Origin of the sequence: Paraburkholderia xenovorans, from assembly GCF_046030735.1 — a bacterium.
Taxonomy (GTDB): domain Bacteria; phylum Pseudomonadota; class Gammaproteobacteria; order Burkholderiales; family Burkholderiaceae; genus Paraburkholderia; species Paraburkholderia xenovorans_A.
Genome location: NZ_JAQQBV010000027.1, coordinates 1 through 16370 on the forward strand (window position 1 = coordinate 1; position 16370 = coordinate 16370).

17 protein-coding genes are annotated in these 16370 nt (G+C 63.7%); 7 read left to right on the forward strand and 10 right to left on the reverse strand.

Translation table 11 applies throughout. The annotated features are described in order from the left end of the window. The first annotated feature begins 234 nt into the window (after positions 1 to 234). From fliL to fliR, 7 genes are all read left to right on the forward strand, one after another. Positions 235 to 738 (forward strand): flagellar basal body-associated protein FliL, encoded by a 504-nt coding sequence (fliL, locus tag PQQ51_RS24050; RefSeq protein ID WP_408499360.1) that lies wholly within the window; start codon positions 235 to 237, stop codon positions 736 to 738. Between the two features lie 64 nt (positions 739 to 802). Further along, positions 803 to 1801: a flagellar motor switch protein FliM gene (gene fliM, locus PQQ51_RS24055; RefSeq protein ID WP_408499361.1), complete on the forward strand. Its 999-nt coding sequence runs from the start codon at positions 803 to 805 to the stop codon at positions 1799 to 1801. Then, complete coding sequence (fliN, locus tag PQQ51_RS24060) at positions 1794 to 2261, forward strand: flagellar motor switch protein FliN (RefSeq protein WP_408499362.1); 468 nt, start codon at positions 1794 to 1796, stop codon at positions 2259 to 2261. The genes fliM and fliN overlap by 8 nt, the downstream gene beginning before the upstream one ends. Beyond that, complete coding sequence (gene fliO, locus PQQ51_RS24065; protein ID WP_408499363.1) at positions 2258 to 2875, forward strand: flagellar biosynthetic protein FliO; 618 nt, start codon at positions 2258 to 2260, stop codon at positions 2873 to 2875. The genes fliN and fliO overlap by 4 nt, the downstream gene beginning before the upstream one ends. A 53-nt stretch (positions 2876 to 2928) precedes the next feature. Next, positions 2929 to 3729, forward strand: coding sequence for a flagellar type III secretion system pore protein FliP (gene fliP, locus PQQ51_RS24070; protein ID WP_408499455.1), 801 nt, complete (start codon positions 2929 to 2931; stop codon positions 3727 to 3729). 26 nt (positions 3730 to 3755) lie between these two features. Beyond that, a complete protein-coding gene (fliQ, locus tag PQQ51_RS24075; RefSeq protein ID WP_408499365.1) occupies positions 3756 to 4025 on the forward strand; it encodes a flagellar biosynthesis protein FliQ in 270 nt (89 codons plus the stop codon). A gap of 34 nt (positions 4026 to 4059) precedes the next feature. Further along, the gene (gene fliR, locus PQQ51_RS24080) at positions 4060 to 4842 is read left to right on the forward strand and encodes a flagellar biosynthetic protein FliR (protein ID WP_408499366.1); all 783 of its coding nucleotides are present in this window, start codon (positions 4060 to 4062) and stop codon (positions 4840 to 4842) included. A 74-nt stretch (positions 4843 to 4916) separates the two neighbouring features. On the opposite strand, the gene flgL is transcribed toward fliR, so the two are convergent. The 10 genes from flgL to PQQ51_RS24130 form a co-directional block, all read right to left on the reverse strand. Beyond that, positions 4917 to 6140 (reverse strand): flagellar hook-associated protein FlgL, encoded by a 1224-nt coding sequence (gene flgL / locus PQQ51_RS24085; RefSeq protein ID WP_408499367.1) that lies wholly within the window; start codon positions 6138 to 6140, stop codon positions 4917 to 4919. A 10-nt stretch (positions 6141 to 6150) separates the two neighbouring features. Beyond that, complete coding sequence (gene flgK / locus PQQ51_RS24090) at positions 6151 to 8133, reverse strand: flagellar hook-associated protein FlgK (protein ID WP_408499368.1); 1983 nt, start codon at positions 8131 to 8133, stop codon at positions 6151 to 6153. Positions 8134 to 8239: 106 nt separating this feature from the next. Beyond that, complete coding sequence (locus tag PQQ51_RS24095; RefSeq protein ID WP_408499369.1) at positions 8240 to 9013, reverse strand: flagellar brake protein; 774 nt, start codon at positions 9011 to 9013, stop codon at positions 8240 to 8242. A 415-nt stretch (positions 9014 to 9428) separates the two neighbouring features. Further along, positions 9429 to 10442, reverse strand: a complete 1014-nt coding sequence (flgJ, locus tag PQQ51_RS24100) for a flagellar assembly peptidoglycan hydrolase FlgJ (RefSeq protein ID WP_408499370.1) — start codon at positions 10440 to 10442, stop codon at positions 9429 to 9431. Between the two features lie 12 nt (positions 10443 to 10454). After that, a complete protein-coding gene (locus PQQ51_RS24105) occupies positions 10455 to 11657 on the reverse strand; it encodes a flagellar basal body P-ring protein FlgI (protein ID WP_408499371.1) in 1203 nt (400 codons plus the stop codon). A 2-nt stretch (positions 11658 to 11659) separates the two neighbouring features. Next, a complete protein-coding gene (flgH, locus tag PQQ51_RS24110) occupies positions 11660 to 12358 on the reverse strand; it encodes a flagellar basal body L-ring protein FlgH (protein WP_408499372.1) in 699 nt (232 codons plus the stop codon). 111 nt (positions 12359 to 12469) lie between these two features. Beyond that, on the reverse strand, positions 12470 to 13258 hold the full coding sequence (gene flgG, locus PQQ51_RS24115) for a flagellar basal-body rod protein FlgG (RefSeq protein ID WP_408499373.1): 789 nt from the start codon (positions 13256 to 13258) through the stop codon (positions 12470 to 12472). Positions 13259 to 13299: 41 nt separating this feature from the next. Further along, positions 13300 to 14058, reverse strand: a complete 759-nt coding sequence (gene flgF, locus PQQ51_RS24120) for a flagellar basal-body rod protein FlgF (protein ID WP_408499374.1) — start codon at positions 14056 to 14058, stop codon at positions 13300 to 13302. 20 nt (positions 14059 to 14078) lie between these two features. Beyond that, positions 14079 to 15596 carry a flagellar hook-basal body complex protein gene (locus tag PQQ51_RS24125; RefSeq protein WP_408499375.1) on the reverse strand — a complete coding sequence of 506 codons (1518 nt, stop codon included), beginning with the start codon at positions 15594 to 15596 and terminating at the stop codon, positions 14079 to 14081. A gap of 43 nt (positions 15597 to 15639) precedes the next feature. Next, positions 15640 to 16365 (reverse strand): flagellar hook assembly protein FlgD, encoded by a 726-nt coding sequence (locus tag PQQ51_RS24130; protein ID WP_408499376.1) that lies wholly within the window; start codon positions 16363 to 16365, stop codon positions 15640 to 15642. Positions 16366 to 16370: the final 5 nt, after the last annotated feature.

Here is a 16370-nt window from a genome sequence, read left to right on the forward strand (position 1 = left end):
GCCGCGGCAAAGAAAGTAAGTGCCGCCCCGCACAGGGGCAACGCTAATAGACCGAAAAGACAAGAAATGAAATGAAATGAAGAGGACCCCAAAAAACCCGCCGCGAGGCGCAAAAGCCCGAATGGGCAATAACAAGAGATAGCCCTCAATAACCCTTCTTTTCGACCCATCGCGCCGCAGGCAAATCAACAACAATCACCCTCACCAGCAATAAACGCAAGCAAAGCAAACCCAATGGCAACCACAACCGCAAATCAGCAAGCCGCGCCCGCCTCCCCGGGCCCTTGGAAGCGCATCATCCTGATCGCCCTCATCGCGATCGTCGCCGCAGGTGCAGCCGGCGCGGGGGTGTGGTTCTTCATGTCCAAACACGCGCCGTTCCCGGCACCCTCGGCGGATGCCACGCCGGCACTCGCTCCGGCCCCCCTGTTCTTCCCGCTCGAATCGATGACGGTCAACCTCCAGTCGGACGACGGCCAGCAACACTACCTCCGCGTCGGCCTCACCCTCAAGCTCGGCGACCTGAAAACCCAGCAGGAACTCACCGACCACATGCCGGAAGTCCGCAGCCGCATCCTGCTCGCGCTGTCGAATAAACACCCGGACGACCTCGCGCCCCTCGAAGGCAAGCGCGCGCTCGCCACCGAACTCAAGACGCTGATCGAACAGCCGACCGACAAGGGCGCCCCACCGGTCCACGTCCAGGACGTCCTGTTCACCGAATTCGTCGTGCAGTGACGCCCCAGTGAAACTGATCCGCGCTGCCATCATCAACCGCCACGGGACGCACGAGGAATAAGGAATGGGCCACGAAGAGTTCATGTCCCAGGAGGAGGTCGATGCCCTCCTCAAGGGCGTAACCGGCGAGTCCGACTCGGAAGCCGAGCAGACCGATCGTGTGGGCGTTCGCCCATACAACATCGCGACGCAGGAACGCATCGTACGCGGCCGGATGCCCGGCCTCGAAATCATCAACGACCGCTTCGCGCGTCTTCTGCGCGTCGGTATCTTCAACTTCATGCGGCGCTCGGCGGAAATCTCCGTCGGTCCGGTGAAAGTGCAGAAGTACAGCGAGTTCACCCGCAACCTGCCGATCCCGACCAACCTGAACCTGGTCCACGTGAAGCCGTTGCGCGGCACGTCGCTGTTCGTGTTCGATCCGAACCTCGTGTTCTTCGTGGTCGACAACCTGTTCGGCGGCGACGGGCGTTTTCACACCCGCGTCGAAGGCCGCGATTTCACGCAGACCGAACAGCGCATCATCAACAAGCTGCTCAACCTCGTGTTCGAGAACTACACGACGTCGTGGAAAAGCGTGCGTCCGCTGAACTTCGAATACGTGCGCTCGGAAATGCACACGCAGTTCGCCAACGTCGCCACGCCGAACGAAATCGTCATCGTCACGCAATTCTCGATCGAGTTCGGCTCGACCGGCGGCACGCTGCACATCTGCATGCCGTATTCGATGATCGAACCGATCCGCGACATTCTGTCGTCGCCGATCCAGGGCGAAGCGCTCGAAGTCGACCGTCGCTGGGTCCGCGTACTGTCGCAGCAAGTGCAGGCAGCCGAAGTGGAACTGACCGCCGATCTCGCGCAGGTGCCGGTCACGTTCGAACAGATCCTGAACATGCGCAAAGGCGATGTTCTGCCGATCAACATTCCGGAACACATCACGGCGAAAGTCGACGGCGTGCCGGTGATGGAATGCGGCTACGGAATTTTCAATGGTCAGTACGCGTTGCGGGTCCAGAAAATGGTCAGCGCAGCCGACACGATGAAGGAAGGTGGATATGAGTGACCTGAACGCAAAGACTGAGGCCGAACTGGCCGCTGCCGGCGAGCCGCAACTGGCCGCCGACGCAACCAGCGCCGAAGACGACGCGGCGATGGCCGACTGGGCCAGCGCGCTGGCCGAGCAGAACGACAACACGGAAGTCAGCGCGACCACGGCCGGCGTATTCCAGCCGCTGTCGAAAGTCGAACCGACCTCGACGCGCAACGACATCGACATGATCCTGGACATCCCCGTCCAGATGACCGTCGAACTCGGCCGCACCAAGATCGCGATCCGCAACCTGCTGCAACTCGCGCAAGGCTCGGTGGTGGAACTGGACGGCATGGCCGGCGAACCGATGGACGTGCTGGTCAACGGCTGTCTGATCGCGCAAGGTGAAGTGGTGGTGGTGAACGACAAGTTCGGGATCCGCCTGACCGACATCATCACGCCGTCCGAACGTATCCGGAAACTGAATCGATGAATCGCGTCGCCGCTCGCGCCGTACTGCGGTTTCATCACGCGTCGCGCGATGTTGTCAGGCGCACGGTATGCGCGGCGCTTGCGGCAACGGTTGCGTCCACGCTGGTGCTCGCGTCGTCAGCCGCGCACGCGGCCGACATGAACGCGGTCAATAACGCTGCGAAATTCGCATCGGGTGTCGGCGCCGGCACCGCCGTTCCGGCGCTCGGCGTCGGCGCGGTGTTGCAAACGGTCGTCGGCCTGCTGGTCGTGATCGGTCTGGTGTTCGGTTGCGCGTGGCTCGCGCGCCGCTTCGGTTTGCAGCCGGCCCATCGCGGCGGCCTCGTGAAGACGATCGGCGGCGCATCGCTCGGCGGCAAGGAGCGGGTCGCGGTGGTCGAAATCGGCGATACGTGGCTCGTGCTCGGCACGGCGCCCGGCAACGTCCGTCTGCTTCACACGATGCCGGCCGGTTCCGCCGCGCTCGACACGGCGACAGCGGGCACGCCGACATCGGCATCTCAGGCAGCGTCCACCGGTACCGCATTGCCCGGCACCTTCGGTCAGCGTTTTCGCGATGCAATGAAAGGCGAAATCGGCAAACGTTTCAACGGGCAAGGCGGCGGAGTACGGTAATGCAGTCCAGTTTTCAATCGACGCGCGCCTCGCGCTCCCTTCGCATGCCGGTCATGTTCCGCGGCGCATCGCAAGCGCTTGCGATACTGCGCCGCGTCGCCCGTATCGCACGCTCGGCCGCACCGCTCGCCGTCCCCGCGCTGATGCTCGCGCTGCCGACGCTCTCGTTCGCGCAAACCGCCGGCCTGCCGGCCTTCAACACGAGCCCGGGTCCGAACGGCGGCACCACGTATTCGCTGAGCGTGCAGACGATGCTGCTGCTCACGATGCTGTCGTTCCTGCCGGCGATGGTGCTGATGATGACGAGCTTCACGCGCATCATCATCGTGTTGTCGCTGTTGCGCCAGGCGCTCGGCACCACGACTACGCCGCCGAACCAGGTACTGGTCGGCCTCGCGCTGTTCCTCACGCTGTTCGTGATGTCGCCGGTGCTCGACAAAGCCTATAACGACGGCTACAAACCGTTCTCCGAAGGCTCGATGCCGATGGAAACGGCGGTCAACCGCGGCCTCGCGCCGTTCAAGACTTTCATGCTGCGCCAGACTCGCGAAAGCGATCTCGCGCTGTTCGCCCGCATCTCGCACGCCGCGCCGATGCAAGGTCCGGAAGACGTGCCGCTGTCGCTGCTGGTGCCGTCGTTTGTGACGAGCGAGCTGAAAACCGGCTTCCAGATCGGCTTCACGATCTTCATCCCGTTCCTGATCATCGACATGGTGGTGGCGAGCGTGCTGATGTCGATGGGGATGATGATGGTGTCGCCCGCCACCATCTCGCTGCCGTTCAAGCTGATGCTGTTCGTGCTGGTCGACGGCTGGCAATTGCTGCTCGGCTCGCTCGCGCAGAGCTTCGTCTAACCCGTAACGCTTGCCGGAACTTCGCCATGAATCAGGAATCCGTGATGACGCTCGCGCATCAGGCCATGTATGTCGGCCTGCAGCTCGCTGCCCCACTCCTGCTGGTCGCGCTGGTGGTCGGTCTGCTGGTGAGCCTGTTCCAGGCCGCCACGCAGATCAACGAAACCACGCTGTCGTTCATTCCGAAGCTGCTCGCGATCGCCATCACGATGGTGGTCGCCGGCCCGTGGATGCTCACGACCATGCTCGACTATCTGCGCCAGACGCTCACCAACATCCCGACGCTCGTCAACTGAGCGCCGCCGCGCGTCCCGCACCACCGCTCACGCCATGTTTTCCGTCACCTACGCGCAACTGAACGGCTGGCTCACCGCGTTCCTGTGGCCGTTCGTGCGAATCCTCGCGTTGATCGCCACCGCGCCCGTGCTCGGCAACCGTTCGCTGCCGGTCCGCGTGAAAGTCGGCCTCGGCGCTTTCATCACGATCATCGTCGCGCCGACGCTCGGTGCAATGCCGCAGGTCACGGTGTTCTCTTCCGACGGCGTGTGGATCATCGCCAACCAGTTCCTGATCGGCATTGCGATGGGTCTGACGATGCAGATCGTGTTTCAGGCGATCAGCGCGACCGGCGATTTCGTCGGGCTGGGCATGGGCCTCGGCTTCGCGACTTTCTTCGACTCGCAGGCGGCCAGTTCGAGCCAGGTGCTCTCGAGCTACATGAACACGATTGCGATGCTGGTCTTTCTGGTGATCGACGGCCATCTGCAGATGATCAGCGCGCTGCTGGCCACGTTCCAGTCAGTGCCGATCTCGGCGAACGTGCTCGGCGCGCCGGGCTGGCGCACGCTGGCGAATTTCGGCGGCACGGTATTCTCGGCGGGTCTGCTGCTGGCGCTGCCGGTGGTCGCGGCGCTGCTGATCACCAATCTCGCGCTCGGTATTCTGAACCGCGCCGCGCCGCAGATCGGCGTGTTCCAGATCGGCTTTCCGCTCACCATGCTGATCGGCATGCTGCTTCTGCAACTGATGATCCCGAACATGATTCCGTTCTTCATGCGTCTGTTCGACATCGGCATCGATCAGATGGGACGGGTCGCGGCGGGCTTGCGGTAACGCGTTCAAAACAGGAAGGGCGCAAGCCGGCTCACACCGGCTTGCGCCCTTCTCACGTTTTCCGGCTTTGTCGCCTAGTTCAGGTACTGGAACAGCGAGATGTTCTGAATCTTCGCGAACGCCTGCTGCGCCGCTTGCAGCGAGTTCTGCTCGAGCGTGTACTGGCTGATCGTCTTGATCATATCGGTCTGCGTCAGATTCGCGAGGTTGTTCGTATTCTGCAGCGTGTTAGTGCCGGTGACCGTCTGGATCGCCTGCACTTCCTGCTCACGTCCGCCCACCGCCGCCTGCGCGGTCGTCACGTTGTTCATCGTGTTTTCGAGCTGGGTCATGCTGGTGGTCAACGCGCTCTGATAGGTGGCCGTCGACGCACCGCCCGACAGCGGCGATTGCAGCGTGTTGATCAACTGGGTCAGGTTGGCGAACACGTCCATGCTGCCTTGCGTGGCCGGCGTCACCGAGAAGCTGTCGCCCGCATTCGGCGCGCCGCTGATGCTGACCGACTGGCCGCCGAGCGTGATCGACGAGCCGGCCGTGAACGGCTGCGGTCCGCTGGTCGTCACCGCACCGGTCGCCGGATTGGTCTGGCTGACCGTGTAAGTGGTCGACGACGTGAAGTTGATCGAGTACTTGTCCGCGTTGGTCGGATCGGTCGGGTTATTCAGGCTCACGGTGCTGATCACACCGGTGCCGGTGTTGCCGGCGGCGCCGGCCGGAACCGAACTGGTGCCGATCGGCGCGACGCTGCCGAAGATCGCGAGGCCGTTATCGCCGCTCTGGATGGTGCGCGTATCGCTGATTTGCACGCCCGGCGTACCGGTGTCGCCCGAATAGGTCACCACGCCGGCCGAATTCGTCGTGTACGGCTGCGCGGTGCTTTGATAACCGGCGAACAGGTAGTTGCCCTGCGGATCGGTGGCGTTCGCGAGCGTCAACAACTGGCTGCGCAGGCTTTGCAACTGCGTCGCGAGCGCGCCGCGGTCGCCGTCGTTCAACGAGCCGTCGCCGGCGCGCAGCACCGTCGTGTGAATCGTGTTCAGCACGTCGTTGACGCTGCCGAGCGTCGAGTCTTCCTGTTGCAGCGAAGCGAGCGCGGTGGTCTGGTTGCTCGTGTATTGCGCGAGGGTGGTTCCCGTCGAGCTCAACTGCACGGCCTGCGCCGCGCCGAGCGGATTGTCCGACGGCGTGGAAAGGCTCACGCCGCTCGAAATTTCGGCATACAACTGCGACAACTGAGCTTGCTGATCGCTCATCGTCGCGACGTTCTGGGTGAAGTACTGCGAGGTGGAGATTCGCATCGTCAATGCCTCACTGGAAGATGCCGAGTATCGTCTGGAACATGGTCTGCGCGGCCTGAATGACCTTGCTGTTCGCCTGATACAACTGTTGGTACTGAAGCAGATTGGCTGCTTCCTCGTTGATGTTCACACCCGACACCGACTGCTGCGCGGTGGTAATCTGCGTCACCAGCGAAGTCTGCGCGGTGCTCGCGGTCTGCACCTGGTTGGTCTGGTTGCCGATCTGGTTGACGTAGTTCGCGTAGGCGCCCGTCAACGTCACCGTGCCGCCCGCCAGCACCTTCGCGCTCGACAGATTCGACAACGCCAAAGCGTTGCGGCCATCGTTGCTCGCGCCGGTATTCGGGCCGATCGTGAATTTGTCACCGGCTGCGGGTGCGTTGCTGATCGTCACCGTGACGCCGTTCATGCTGCCGGCCGCGGTGTTGTTGATCGTCAGCGTCGCGCCGTTGGCCGCCGAATACGGAATGACAGGCGTGGTGCCGGTGTCGTAGGTGGTGGTGGTCGGCGGCGTGCCGGAGGTCACCGTCACCGTCGAGCCCGCCGGGAAACCGGTCAGGCCCGTGCCGTTGTACGACAGCGTGGTGGTCGCATTCGGCATCGTGTAGCCGGCCGTCACCGTGCCTTGCGTGATCGTGCCCGTGCCGGTGTTGCTCGACGCAGCCGCGCCGAGCACCGGAGCCGCGGCGGCGATCGCCGAAGGGTCGGTGGTCGCGGTGGCGAAGCTGTTCAGCGCGCCGCGCGTCGGCTCGACCGTGAACGAGTCGCCGGGACGCATCGTGCCGGTCGTCGAAAAATTCAGGCCGTTGATCGGCTGGCTCAGACTGGTGGCCGAGCCCACCACGCTACCCGTCGAGTTGTCGGTCAGCGTGTAGTTGGTGCCGTTGTAGGCCAGCGTGTAGTCGCCGGTGGTCGGTTGCGACGGATTCGCGAACGACACGTTCAGCGACGCATTGCCGGTGTTGCCGGTATTCGCGTAGACCGTCGGGCTGCCCACTGAAAATAGCGCGCCACCCTGCGCACCGGCGAGCGTGATACCGAGCCCGTTTTGCGCGTTGACCTGCGCGGCGAAGCTCACGGCGATCGCGCCGAGTTGCGCTTCGCCCGGATCGAGTGTCTGGCTGCGGAACGTCAGCAGGCCGCCGAGCGTGCCGCCGTTGATCTTGCTGTCGGGCAGGTTCTGCGGTGCGGCCGCCGGGTTAGCACCGGCCTGGCCGAGATACTGCACGGACAATTCGCTGGTGTCGCCGGACGAGGGCGCCGTGCCCAGGTTGAAGCTGTTCGTCGACGAAACGAGCGGCTGGCCGTTGCTCATGAACACGCTATAGCTGCCGTTGGTGTTCACGACATTCACGCCGACCAGTTGCGACAGATTCGACACCGCGAGGTCGCGCTGGTCGAGCAACTGGTTCGGCGGCTGGCCTTGTGCGCTCGCCTGAGTGATCTGGCCGTTCAACTGTGCGATCTGCTGCGTGTAGCTGTTGATCTGCGAAACGGTGTTGCCGAGCTGTGTGTTCACGCTCTGGCGCAACGCGTCGTATTGCTGGCCCGCGGCGTTGATCTGGTTCACGAGCGTCTGCGCACCGCTCATCGCGGTCTGGCGAGTGGCCAGGTTCGACGCGTTGTTGGCGACGTTCTGCAGACCGGTGAAATAGCTGGTGATCGCGCTGCCGACACCCGCGGTCGGCTGGCCGATCAGGTTGTTCAGTTGCGAGATCAGCGAGTTGTACGTCGACAGCGAACTGCCCGAGCTCTGCGCGTTGTTCAGCTCGGTCGTCAGATACTGGCTGTACTGGCGCGTCACGGTCGTGGTCGAGACGCCCTGCGGCAGATAACCGGAACCCGTGTACTGGCCGCCTGCTTCCGCGTAGACCGGCGTTTCGAGTGTATAGCCCGGCGTCGACGCGTTGCTGATGTTCTGGCCGGTCGTATTGAGCCCCCACTGGGCTGCGTTCAGTCCACTGAGGCCAAGATTAATGAGGTTGCTCGACATGCGTCATCCTGAAGGGCGACAGCGTAGCCATGCCGCCGCGTTACTTGAACTTCCTGTTTAACGGCCCTCAAGGGAAAAAATTGAGGGCGGCTTCGACGCGGATTGCTCAGCGCACCAGCGAGCGCCGTTTCATTTCGAGTTGCGTAATCAGCCGTTGCAGCGTGTTTTCCGCGCTGCCGGGCAGCGTCAGAAAACGGAAGCCGAGCTGATAACGCTGCGTGCCGTTCGGCAACGCGGTGGAACGGTGCGACACCAGTTGCAGATCGAGCGACAGCTTGCCGAGCGAGCCGAGCGACAGTTCGCAATCCAGCAGCCTCGTGCCCATCGGCAGTTCGGCCACGCGCTCGTCCGCAGTGCGCATGCCGACGCCGCCGAGCGACAGATCGTGCACTTCGAAGCGGAACGTGTCGCCTTCAGGGAAACGGCCGATGCACATGTACGGATCGAGGATCGGCGCGTCGACGCGAAAATACTCGCGACGCTGCACGTAAAAGAGCACCTCGGGGAAGTCCGCCTCGAACGCGGGCAGTCCTTCGAAACGGGTTTCGCGCGGCGTGTCGGTGGCGAACTCGACGCGCACGCCGTCCGGCGCGGCATGGAACTGGCAGCGCGGCGCCGACAGCAAGCCTTTGTTCTGTTCGGAGAGCGCGCCCCAATCGAACGTGAAGGTGCGTGCGCGTACGTCGACATCCAGCAGGCGCGTGACAAGCTGGCCGCCCGCGTATTGAACGGTGAGGAAATCACCTCGATTCACGAGGTTGCGCAACTGAACGCCGATTTCGAGCGGATTGCGACGACCAAAATCATGACCGCTCTCGTCTTGCGCGGCGTGCAGCTCGCCGGGCGCTTCGGTCTGCGCGTTCGACTGGTTAGTATCCATGGGCTTGCCGGTATGCATGTTCTTGCGGGCGCGTGCCCAGGGCTCCTGCCGAAGCCTTCGCGCGGTCTTGAAACCAGACCGCGGCACGCGCATTCAACCGGACATTACAGCGCTTTCCGGTATCGGGTCTAACTGATTAGCGGCAGCCGCCCGCCAAAATTTAGGGGCCGGTAATGAAATATTTCCCGCAAACGTTAAACGCCGATAAATCCGTGCGCTGAAATCCGCGTGACCGGTTGATTCACAGATCGTACGCGTACTGCACACTATGCGGCTCGACCGGCTGCCCGCAGGCAGCCGGCCTCGTCCGTCTTGTTATGCACCTGGCCCCGTCGCGTGCATGCTTTTCAAGCGGATTAAATCAACTGCGTAAATCGAACTGCTGAATCGAACCGCCGTGCGCATTAACTGCGGTTCAACCCATTTTCTGCATGATCGACATCAGTTTCTTCGCGTAATGCGGGTCGGTCGCATAACCGGCGCGCTGCATGCCGGTGGCGAAGCCGTTCACGTCATGCGCCGAATTGATCACCTGCGCGTAACGCGGATTGCCCTTGAGCAGACTCGCGTAATCCGTCATCGCTTCCTGATACGAGTCGTACGCGCGGAATTTTTCGACCACGCGCTGCGGTTTGCCGTTGATGTACTCGGTGGTGACGGTCGACACCGTCTTGCCCGTCCAGTCGCCGGTCGCCTTGATGCCGAACACGTTGTGGCTGGTCGAACCGTCGCCCTTCTTGATCTCGCTCTTGCCCCAACCCGATTCGAGCGCGGCCTGGCCGATGATGAAGCGCGCCGGAATGCCGGTCGCCGCGCTCGCGGCCTGGGCCGGCTCGGCGAGTTTGTCGACGAATGCGTCGACCTTCGGCGAACTGCCGTCGCCCTTCAACGGCGGCGTGAGCGCGCTGTTGGCCGAGTATCCCTTGCCCATCGCCAACTGGCCGTTCGCCTGCGCGTTGCCGTAAGCCTTCGCGAGCGCGTTCAGCGCGGCGGTCTGGCCTTCATCGCCGCCGCTGCCGCCGCCCAATGCGTTGGCCATGCCGGCGAGACCGCCTGCACCGCCCGCACCGCCGACCTGCATGCCCTGATTGCGCATCAGTTGCTTGATCATCGCATCGGCCACGCCGATACCCTTCTGCGACATCTGCTGCGACAACTGCTGATCCATCATCGACGTGAAGGTCGCGCTGTCGTGCGAGTCGAACGGACCGTCCTGCGGCGTCGCATCGCGCATGCTCTTCAGCATCATCTGCGTGAACACCGCGTCGAATTGCTGCGCGGCCATCTTCATGCCTGCTTGCGGCGAAGCCTTCACCTGCGCGCTCAGCTTGCCGAAGCCCTGAACGTCGAGCGCGAAGCGCTGCGTCAGGTCGTTCGCCATGCTGGCGGCATTGGCGGAGTTCGTGGAATTGGTCGTATCCGAATTCATCTGTTGTCTTCCTTAGATGATTTCCAGGTCGGCGCGCAAAGCACCCGCCGCTTTCATGGCCTGCAGGATCGACATCAGATCCGCGGGCGTCGCACCGAGGGCGTTGAGCGCCTTCACCACGTCGGCGAGATTCGCGCCGGCGCTCACCAGCTTCAGCGCGCCGTTGTCCTGCTTCAACTGGATCTGCGACTGGCGCGCCGCCACTGTCTGACCGTTCGAGAACGCACCCGGCTGGCTCACCACCGGTTGCGTGTTGATCACCACGGAAAGATTGCCGTGCGCGACCGCGCAGTTCTGCAACGTGACCATCTGGTTCATCACGATCGAGCCGGTGCGCGCGTTCAGGATCACCTTCGCGGCGGCCTGGGCCGGCTTCACGTCGAGGTTCTGCAATTGCGCCATGAACGCGACCTGCTGTTCCGGATCGGACGGCGCGTGCAGTTGAACCGTGCGGCCGTCGAGCGCCACCGCGGTGCCGCTGCCGAATGCGTTGTTGACCGCGGCAACGACGCGCTGCGTGGTGTCGTAGTCCATGTCGTTCAGATCGAGCTGCATCGTGCCCGCTTGCGACACCGAGGTCGGCACCGCGCGTTCGACGATCGCACCGCCGGTGATACGGCCCGCGGCCAGCGAGTTCACCTGCACCTTGCTGCCGTTCGCGCTCGCGCCGGCGCCGCCCACTGCGAGGTTGCCCTGGCCGAGCGCATACACCTGGCCGTCGGCGCCCTTCAGCGGCGTGAGCAGCAGCGTGCCGCCGCGCAGACTCTTGGCATTGCCGAGCGACGACACGGTCACGTCGATCGCTTCGCCGGGACGCGCGAACGGCGGCAACACCGCCGTCACCATCACCGCGGCGACGTTCTTCAACTGGATGTTCGACAGCGACGACTGCTGGTTGGTCGAGCCCGCCGCCTGGTTGTTGATCGAGATGCCGAGGTTCGCCAGCATGTTGGCGAGCGTCTGCGTAGTGAACGGTGTCTGCGTGGTCTGGTCGCCGGTGCCGTCGAGTCCGACGACGAGGCCATAGCCGATCAGCGGATTGTCGCGCACGCCCTGGATCTGCACGAGGTCCTTCAGACGCTCGGCATGCGCGGGCGTTGCCGCCGGCAGCGCGGCACACGCGAGCGCGACGACAGCCAGCGCGCGGCCGAACTGCGCGACGCGTCGAAGCAGCGCGAACGAGCGGGGGCGGATGCGGAAAAGAACGGTACGCATGATCACCACGGCGACACGTTGAGGAAGAACCGCTGCAACCAGCCCATGTTCTCGGCCTCGTTGAGATAGCCCTTCGCGGAGTATTCGATTTTTGCGTCGGCCACCTGGGTCGAGTAGACCGCGTTCAGGTTAGAGATCGTGTTCGGATTCACGACGCCGGAGAAACGCACGAATTCGTCGCCCTGGTTGATCAGCATCTGCTTTTCGCCGCTCACCATCAGGTTGCCGTTCGGCAGCACGCCCGTCACCGTGACGGTGATCGTGCCGTTGAAAGTGTTCGACGCATTCGCGCCGCCGGTGCCGTTGAATACGTTCGCGCCGGTCGCGCTCAGATTGGCCTTGCCGAACAGGCCGCCGAGGAAGCCCGCGGTCGGCACGTTGAAATTGGTGCTGCCCGAGCGATTGGCGTTGGCGCCCGACGACTTCGTCGCGTTGACGTTTTCCTGAATCACGATCGTCAGAATGTCGCCGACATTGCGCGGCCGCTGGTCTTCGAACAGCGGCCGGCCGGCATAGCCCGGGTTGAAGATCGAACCCGGCGATTGCGCTTGCGGCGGCATCGGCGGCAGCGCCGTCATCGGCTGCTGCGTGATCGGCTGCTTCGGCGCGAGGCCGCAGCCACCCAGGGCCGCGAGCAGCGTGAGCTGCACGAGCGCCTGAGCGGTGCGCGAATGAACCGGATTGCGAGTGAATTGCGACATCTTGATTACCGCCTTAGAAAACGCCGGGCCGCCCCAAGTTTTCGCGCCCCCTCTGGGAGCTGGCGCGAAGCCACAGGTTGGGGGGCCGTCTTATTGCCCAGGCCCTACGCTTTAAACCTGCATCTGCGTGAGGGTCTGCAACATCTGGTCGGAGGTCGTCACGGCCTTGCTGTTGATTTCGTACGCGCGCTGCGTCTGGATCATGTTCACCAGTTCCTGCACCACGTTCACATTCGATGCTTCCACGTAACCCTGATTCAGCGAGCCGGCGCCGTTCAGACCGGGCTGCGAGACGTTCGGCGCACCCGACGAAGCCGTTTCCGAGAACAGGTTTTCGCCCTTCGCATCCAGACCGGCCGGGTTGATGAAGGTGGCGAGCTGCATCGAGCCGAGCTGCTGGCTGTTGGTCGAACCGGCGACGGTGATCGACACCGTGCCGTCGCTGCCGATGGTCAGCGAGGTCGCGTTGTTCGGCAGCGTGATCGCCGGAATCACCTGATAGCCGCTCGACGTGACGAGCTGGCCCTGCGCGTTGGTCTGGAACGAACCGTCGCGGGTATAGGCGGTCGTGCCGTCGGGCAGTTGCACCTGGAAAAAGCCCTGGCCGTTGATCGCGACGTCTTTCGAGTTGCCGGTCTGCGTCAGGCTGCCCTGGGTGTACAGGCGCTCGGTCGCCACCTGCTGCACGCCGGTGCCGAGCTGGATACCCGACGGCAGTTCGGTTTGCTGCGTCGAATTCGCGCCCGGCTGACGGACGGTCTGATACAGCAGATCCTCGAACACCGCGCGCGAGCCCTTGAAGCCGTTGGTGCTGACGTTCGCGAGGTTGTTCGAAATCACGTCCATCTGCGCCTGTTGCGCATTCATGCCGGTGGCGGCGATGTAGAGCGAGCGATTCACTATTGTTCTCCTTGGTACCCGGGCGAAACCCGAAGCAACCGTTAGCTAAAGCTGAGCAGCTGGTTGGCGGACTGATCGTTCTTGTCGGCGTTTTCCAGCAGCTTGGTCTGCATCTGGAACTGCCGCGCATTGGTGATCATCGCGACCATTGCGCTGACCGGATTCACGTTGCTGCCTTCGAGCGAAGCCGGCGCCAGTGTGACGGTCGGATCGGCGTCGGCGGCATTGCCGTCGGCGGTGCGAAAGAGGCCGTCGTCGCCGCGCGTCATGGTTTGCGGATCCGGATTCACCAGCTTCAACTGATCGACGGTCACCACGGCCGTCGGCGGATCCCCAGGTGTCAGCGCGGACACCGTGCCGTCCTTGCCGATCGTGATCTCCGCGCCCGGCGGCACCGAAACCGGACCGCCGTTGCCGAGCACCACCTGATTGGTGGCGTTCACCAGTTGACCGTTTTCGTCGATGTGCAGATTGCCGGCGCGCGTGTAGGCCTCGTTGCCGTCGGCGGTTTGCACCGACAGCCAGCCCGGCCCTTCGATCGCCACGTCGAGCGGGTTGCCCGTCTGCTGGATCGGCCCCGGCGTGTAATCCGCGCCGGGCGTCGACGACAGCACGAAGGTACGCGTGGTGTTGTCGTTGATCGTGCTGCCGTCGCCGAACGACATCGGCACCGCACGGAAAGTCGCGAGTTGCGCGCGAAATCCGGTGGTCGATGCATTCGCCAGATTGTTGGCGACGATAGCCTGCTGTTCGAGCGCTTGCGCGCTGCCCGACATCGCGGTGTAGATCAGCCGATCCATGATGGGTTAGTCCCGGTCGCTTACAGGTTGATCAGGGTCTGGTCGACGGTCTGCTGGGTCTTGATCGTCTGCGCGTTCGCCTGATAGTTGCGTTGCGCGGTGATCAGATTCACCAGCTCGCTCGTCAGATCGACGTTCGAGTTTTCCACCGCGCCGCCTTGCAGCACGCCGTGGTTGGTCGAGCCCGGCGCCGAAATCTGCGCGACGCCCGAAGCCGAGGTCTGCTGGAATTCGTTGTTGCCGAGGTTCACGAGACCGTTCTGGTTCGAGAAGTTCGCGAGCACGATCTGACCGAGCGCGGCGGTTTGCTGATTCGAGTAGTTGCCGGTCAGCGTGCCGTCGGCGCCGATCGTGAAGCTCGTCAGCGTGCCGGCTGCGTAGCCGTCGGGCTGCAGCGAGTTCACGCCGTCCTTGCCGCCGTACTGCGTCGTGCCGGCGATGTTCAGCGTCAGGTTCTGCGGCGTCGACGAACCGTCGGTGGTCGGGATCGAGAAGTTGAAGGCGAACGGCGTGGTGGTCGCGACACCGGCGGCGTCGGTCGTGCTGAGCAGCGTGCCCGACGAGTTGAAGTTCGCGTGGCCGACCAGTTGCGCGGTGCCGGTCGACGTGCCCGCGTACACGTTCCACGTGCCGGCGGCCGTCTTCGCGAAATACATGTTGACCGTCTGCGAGCCGCCGAGCGTGTCGTAGACCGTCGTGCTGGTCGAGTAGTTGTACGTCGTCGAGCTGTTCTGGTTGAACGCCACGGGCGTCGGCGCGATCGTGTAGCTGTCGCCCGCGAGCGGCGTGCCGTTGAACGTGATCGTCTGGCCGTTGCCGAGCGAGATCGCCGTGCCGGCCGTATAAGGTGCGGCGGCGGTAGTCGTGCCGAGCGTGTTGTCCCTCACCGTGTAGGTGGGCGGCGTGGCCGTCGCGTTGAACGCCACGGTGTAGTTGTCGTTGTTCGTGCCCGACGCGGTGTTCGTGATGGTCGCGCCGGTGGTCGTCAGACCGCTGGGCGTCAGCGCGGAAGTCACGGTCGGCGTGCCGAGCATCAGCGCGTCCTGCGCGTTCAGGTTCAGGCCGGCGGCGATCTTGGTGGTGGCCTGCGGCGCGATGTTCGCGGTCGGCACGGTCAGCGGCACGGTTTGCGCGGTGTTGATGACGCCCGCGCTGTTCGCCGCATAGCCCATCAGTTGCAGGCCTTGCGCGTTGGTGATGAAACCGTTCTTGTCGAGCTGGAACACGCCGTTGCGCGAGTACACCAGCGAGCCGTTGTCCGACAGCTGGAAGAAGCCGTTGCCGTTGATCGCGACGTCGAGTGCCTGGTTGGTGGTGGTGATCGTGCCTTGCGAGAATTGCTGCTGCACTTCGGAGAGCTTCGTGCCGATGCCGACCTGATTGCCCACCGCGGTGGCCACCGAATTCGCGTACATGTCCGCGAATTGCGCCGCGCCGCTCTTGAAGCCAACCGTGTTCGCGTTGGCAATGTTGTTGCCGATCACGTCGAGATCGCTCGACGACGCCGACAAACCGCTCAAACCTTGCTGGTAACCCATGACGGTCTCCGTATCTGGAAAGTCGTAATTGACTGAATCTGAATCAGAGGATGGCGGCGACGCTGGTCAGGCCGACCGTCGTACCGTTCGACAACACGAGACCCGGCGTCCCGTTGGGCTGCATGACGACGCTTTGCACCGTGGCGCCCGCGAGCGTGGTCGCGGTGGCCTGCTGGCCGTTGATCGTGCCCACCGCGCTGACCGTGTAGGTGCCGTCGGGCAGCGGGTTGCCGGCGGAGTCGGTCGGCGTCCAGCCCACCGGAATCGTGCCGGCCGACTGCTTGCCCAAGTCCATCGTGCTGACGATCGTTCCCGCCGAGTTCTTCACGACCACCTGCAGATCGCTCACCGAGTTGGCAAGCTGCACACCGAACGCGCCGGCCTTGCCGCTCGCGACCGACACCGTGCTGCCCGGCGCGAGTACGGTCGAGCCGATCAGCAGCGCGGCCTGCGACTGCTGGCCCGCCGACATCTGCGTGGCGAGCGAGCTGAGCGTGGTGTTCAACTGGCTGATGCCCGACACCGTGTTGATCTGCGCCAGCTGCGAGGTCATCTGCGAGCTGTCCATCGGATTGGTCGGATCCTGGTTCTTCAACTGAGCGACCAGCAGTTGCAGGAAGGTGTTCTGCAGATCGGTCGCCGACGTGCCGGACGCGCTGCTGCTCGTCGAACTCGTGGAGCCCGATGCACTCTTCGTGCCGTTCATCGTATCGAGCAGCGTTTGCGAGACGTTCGTCCCGTTGCTGCCGATGGTGGTGTTGGTGGTCAAGGAGC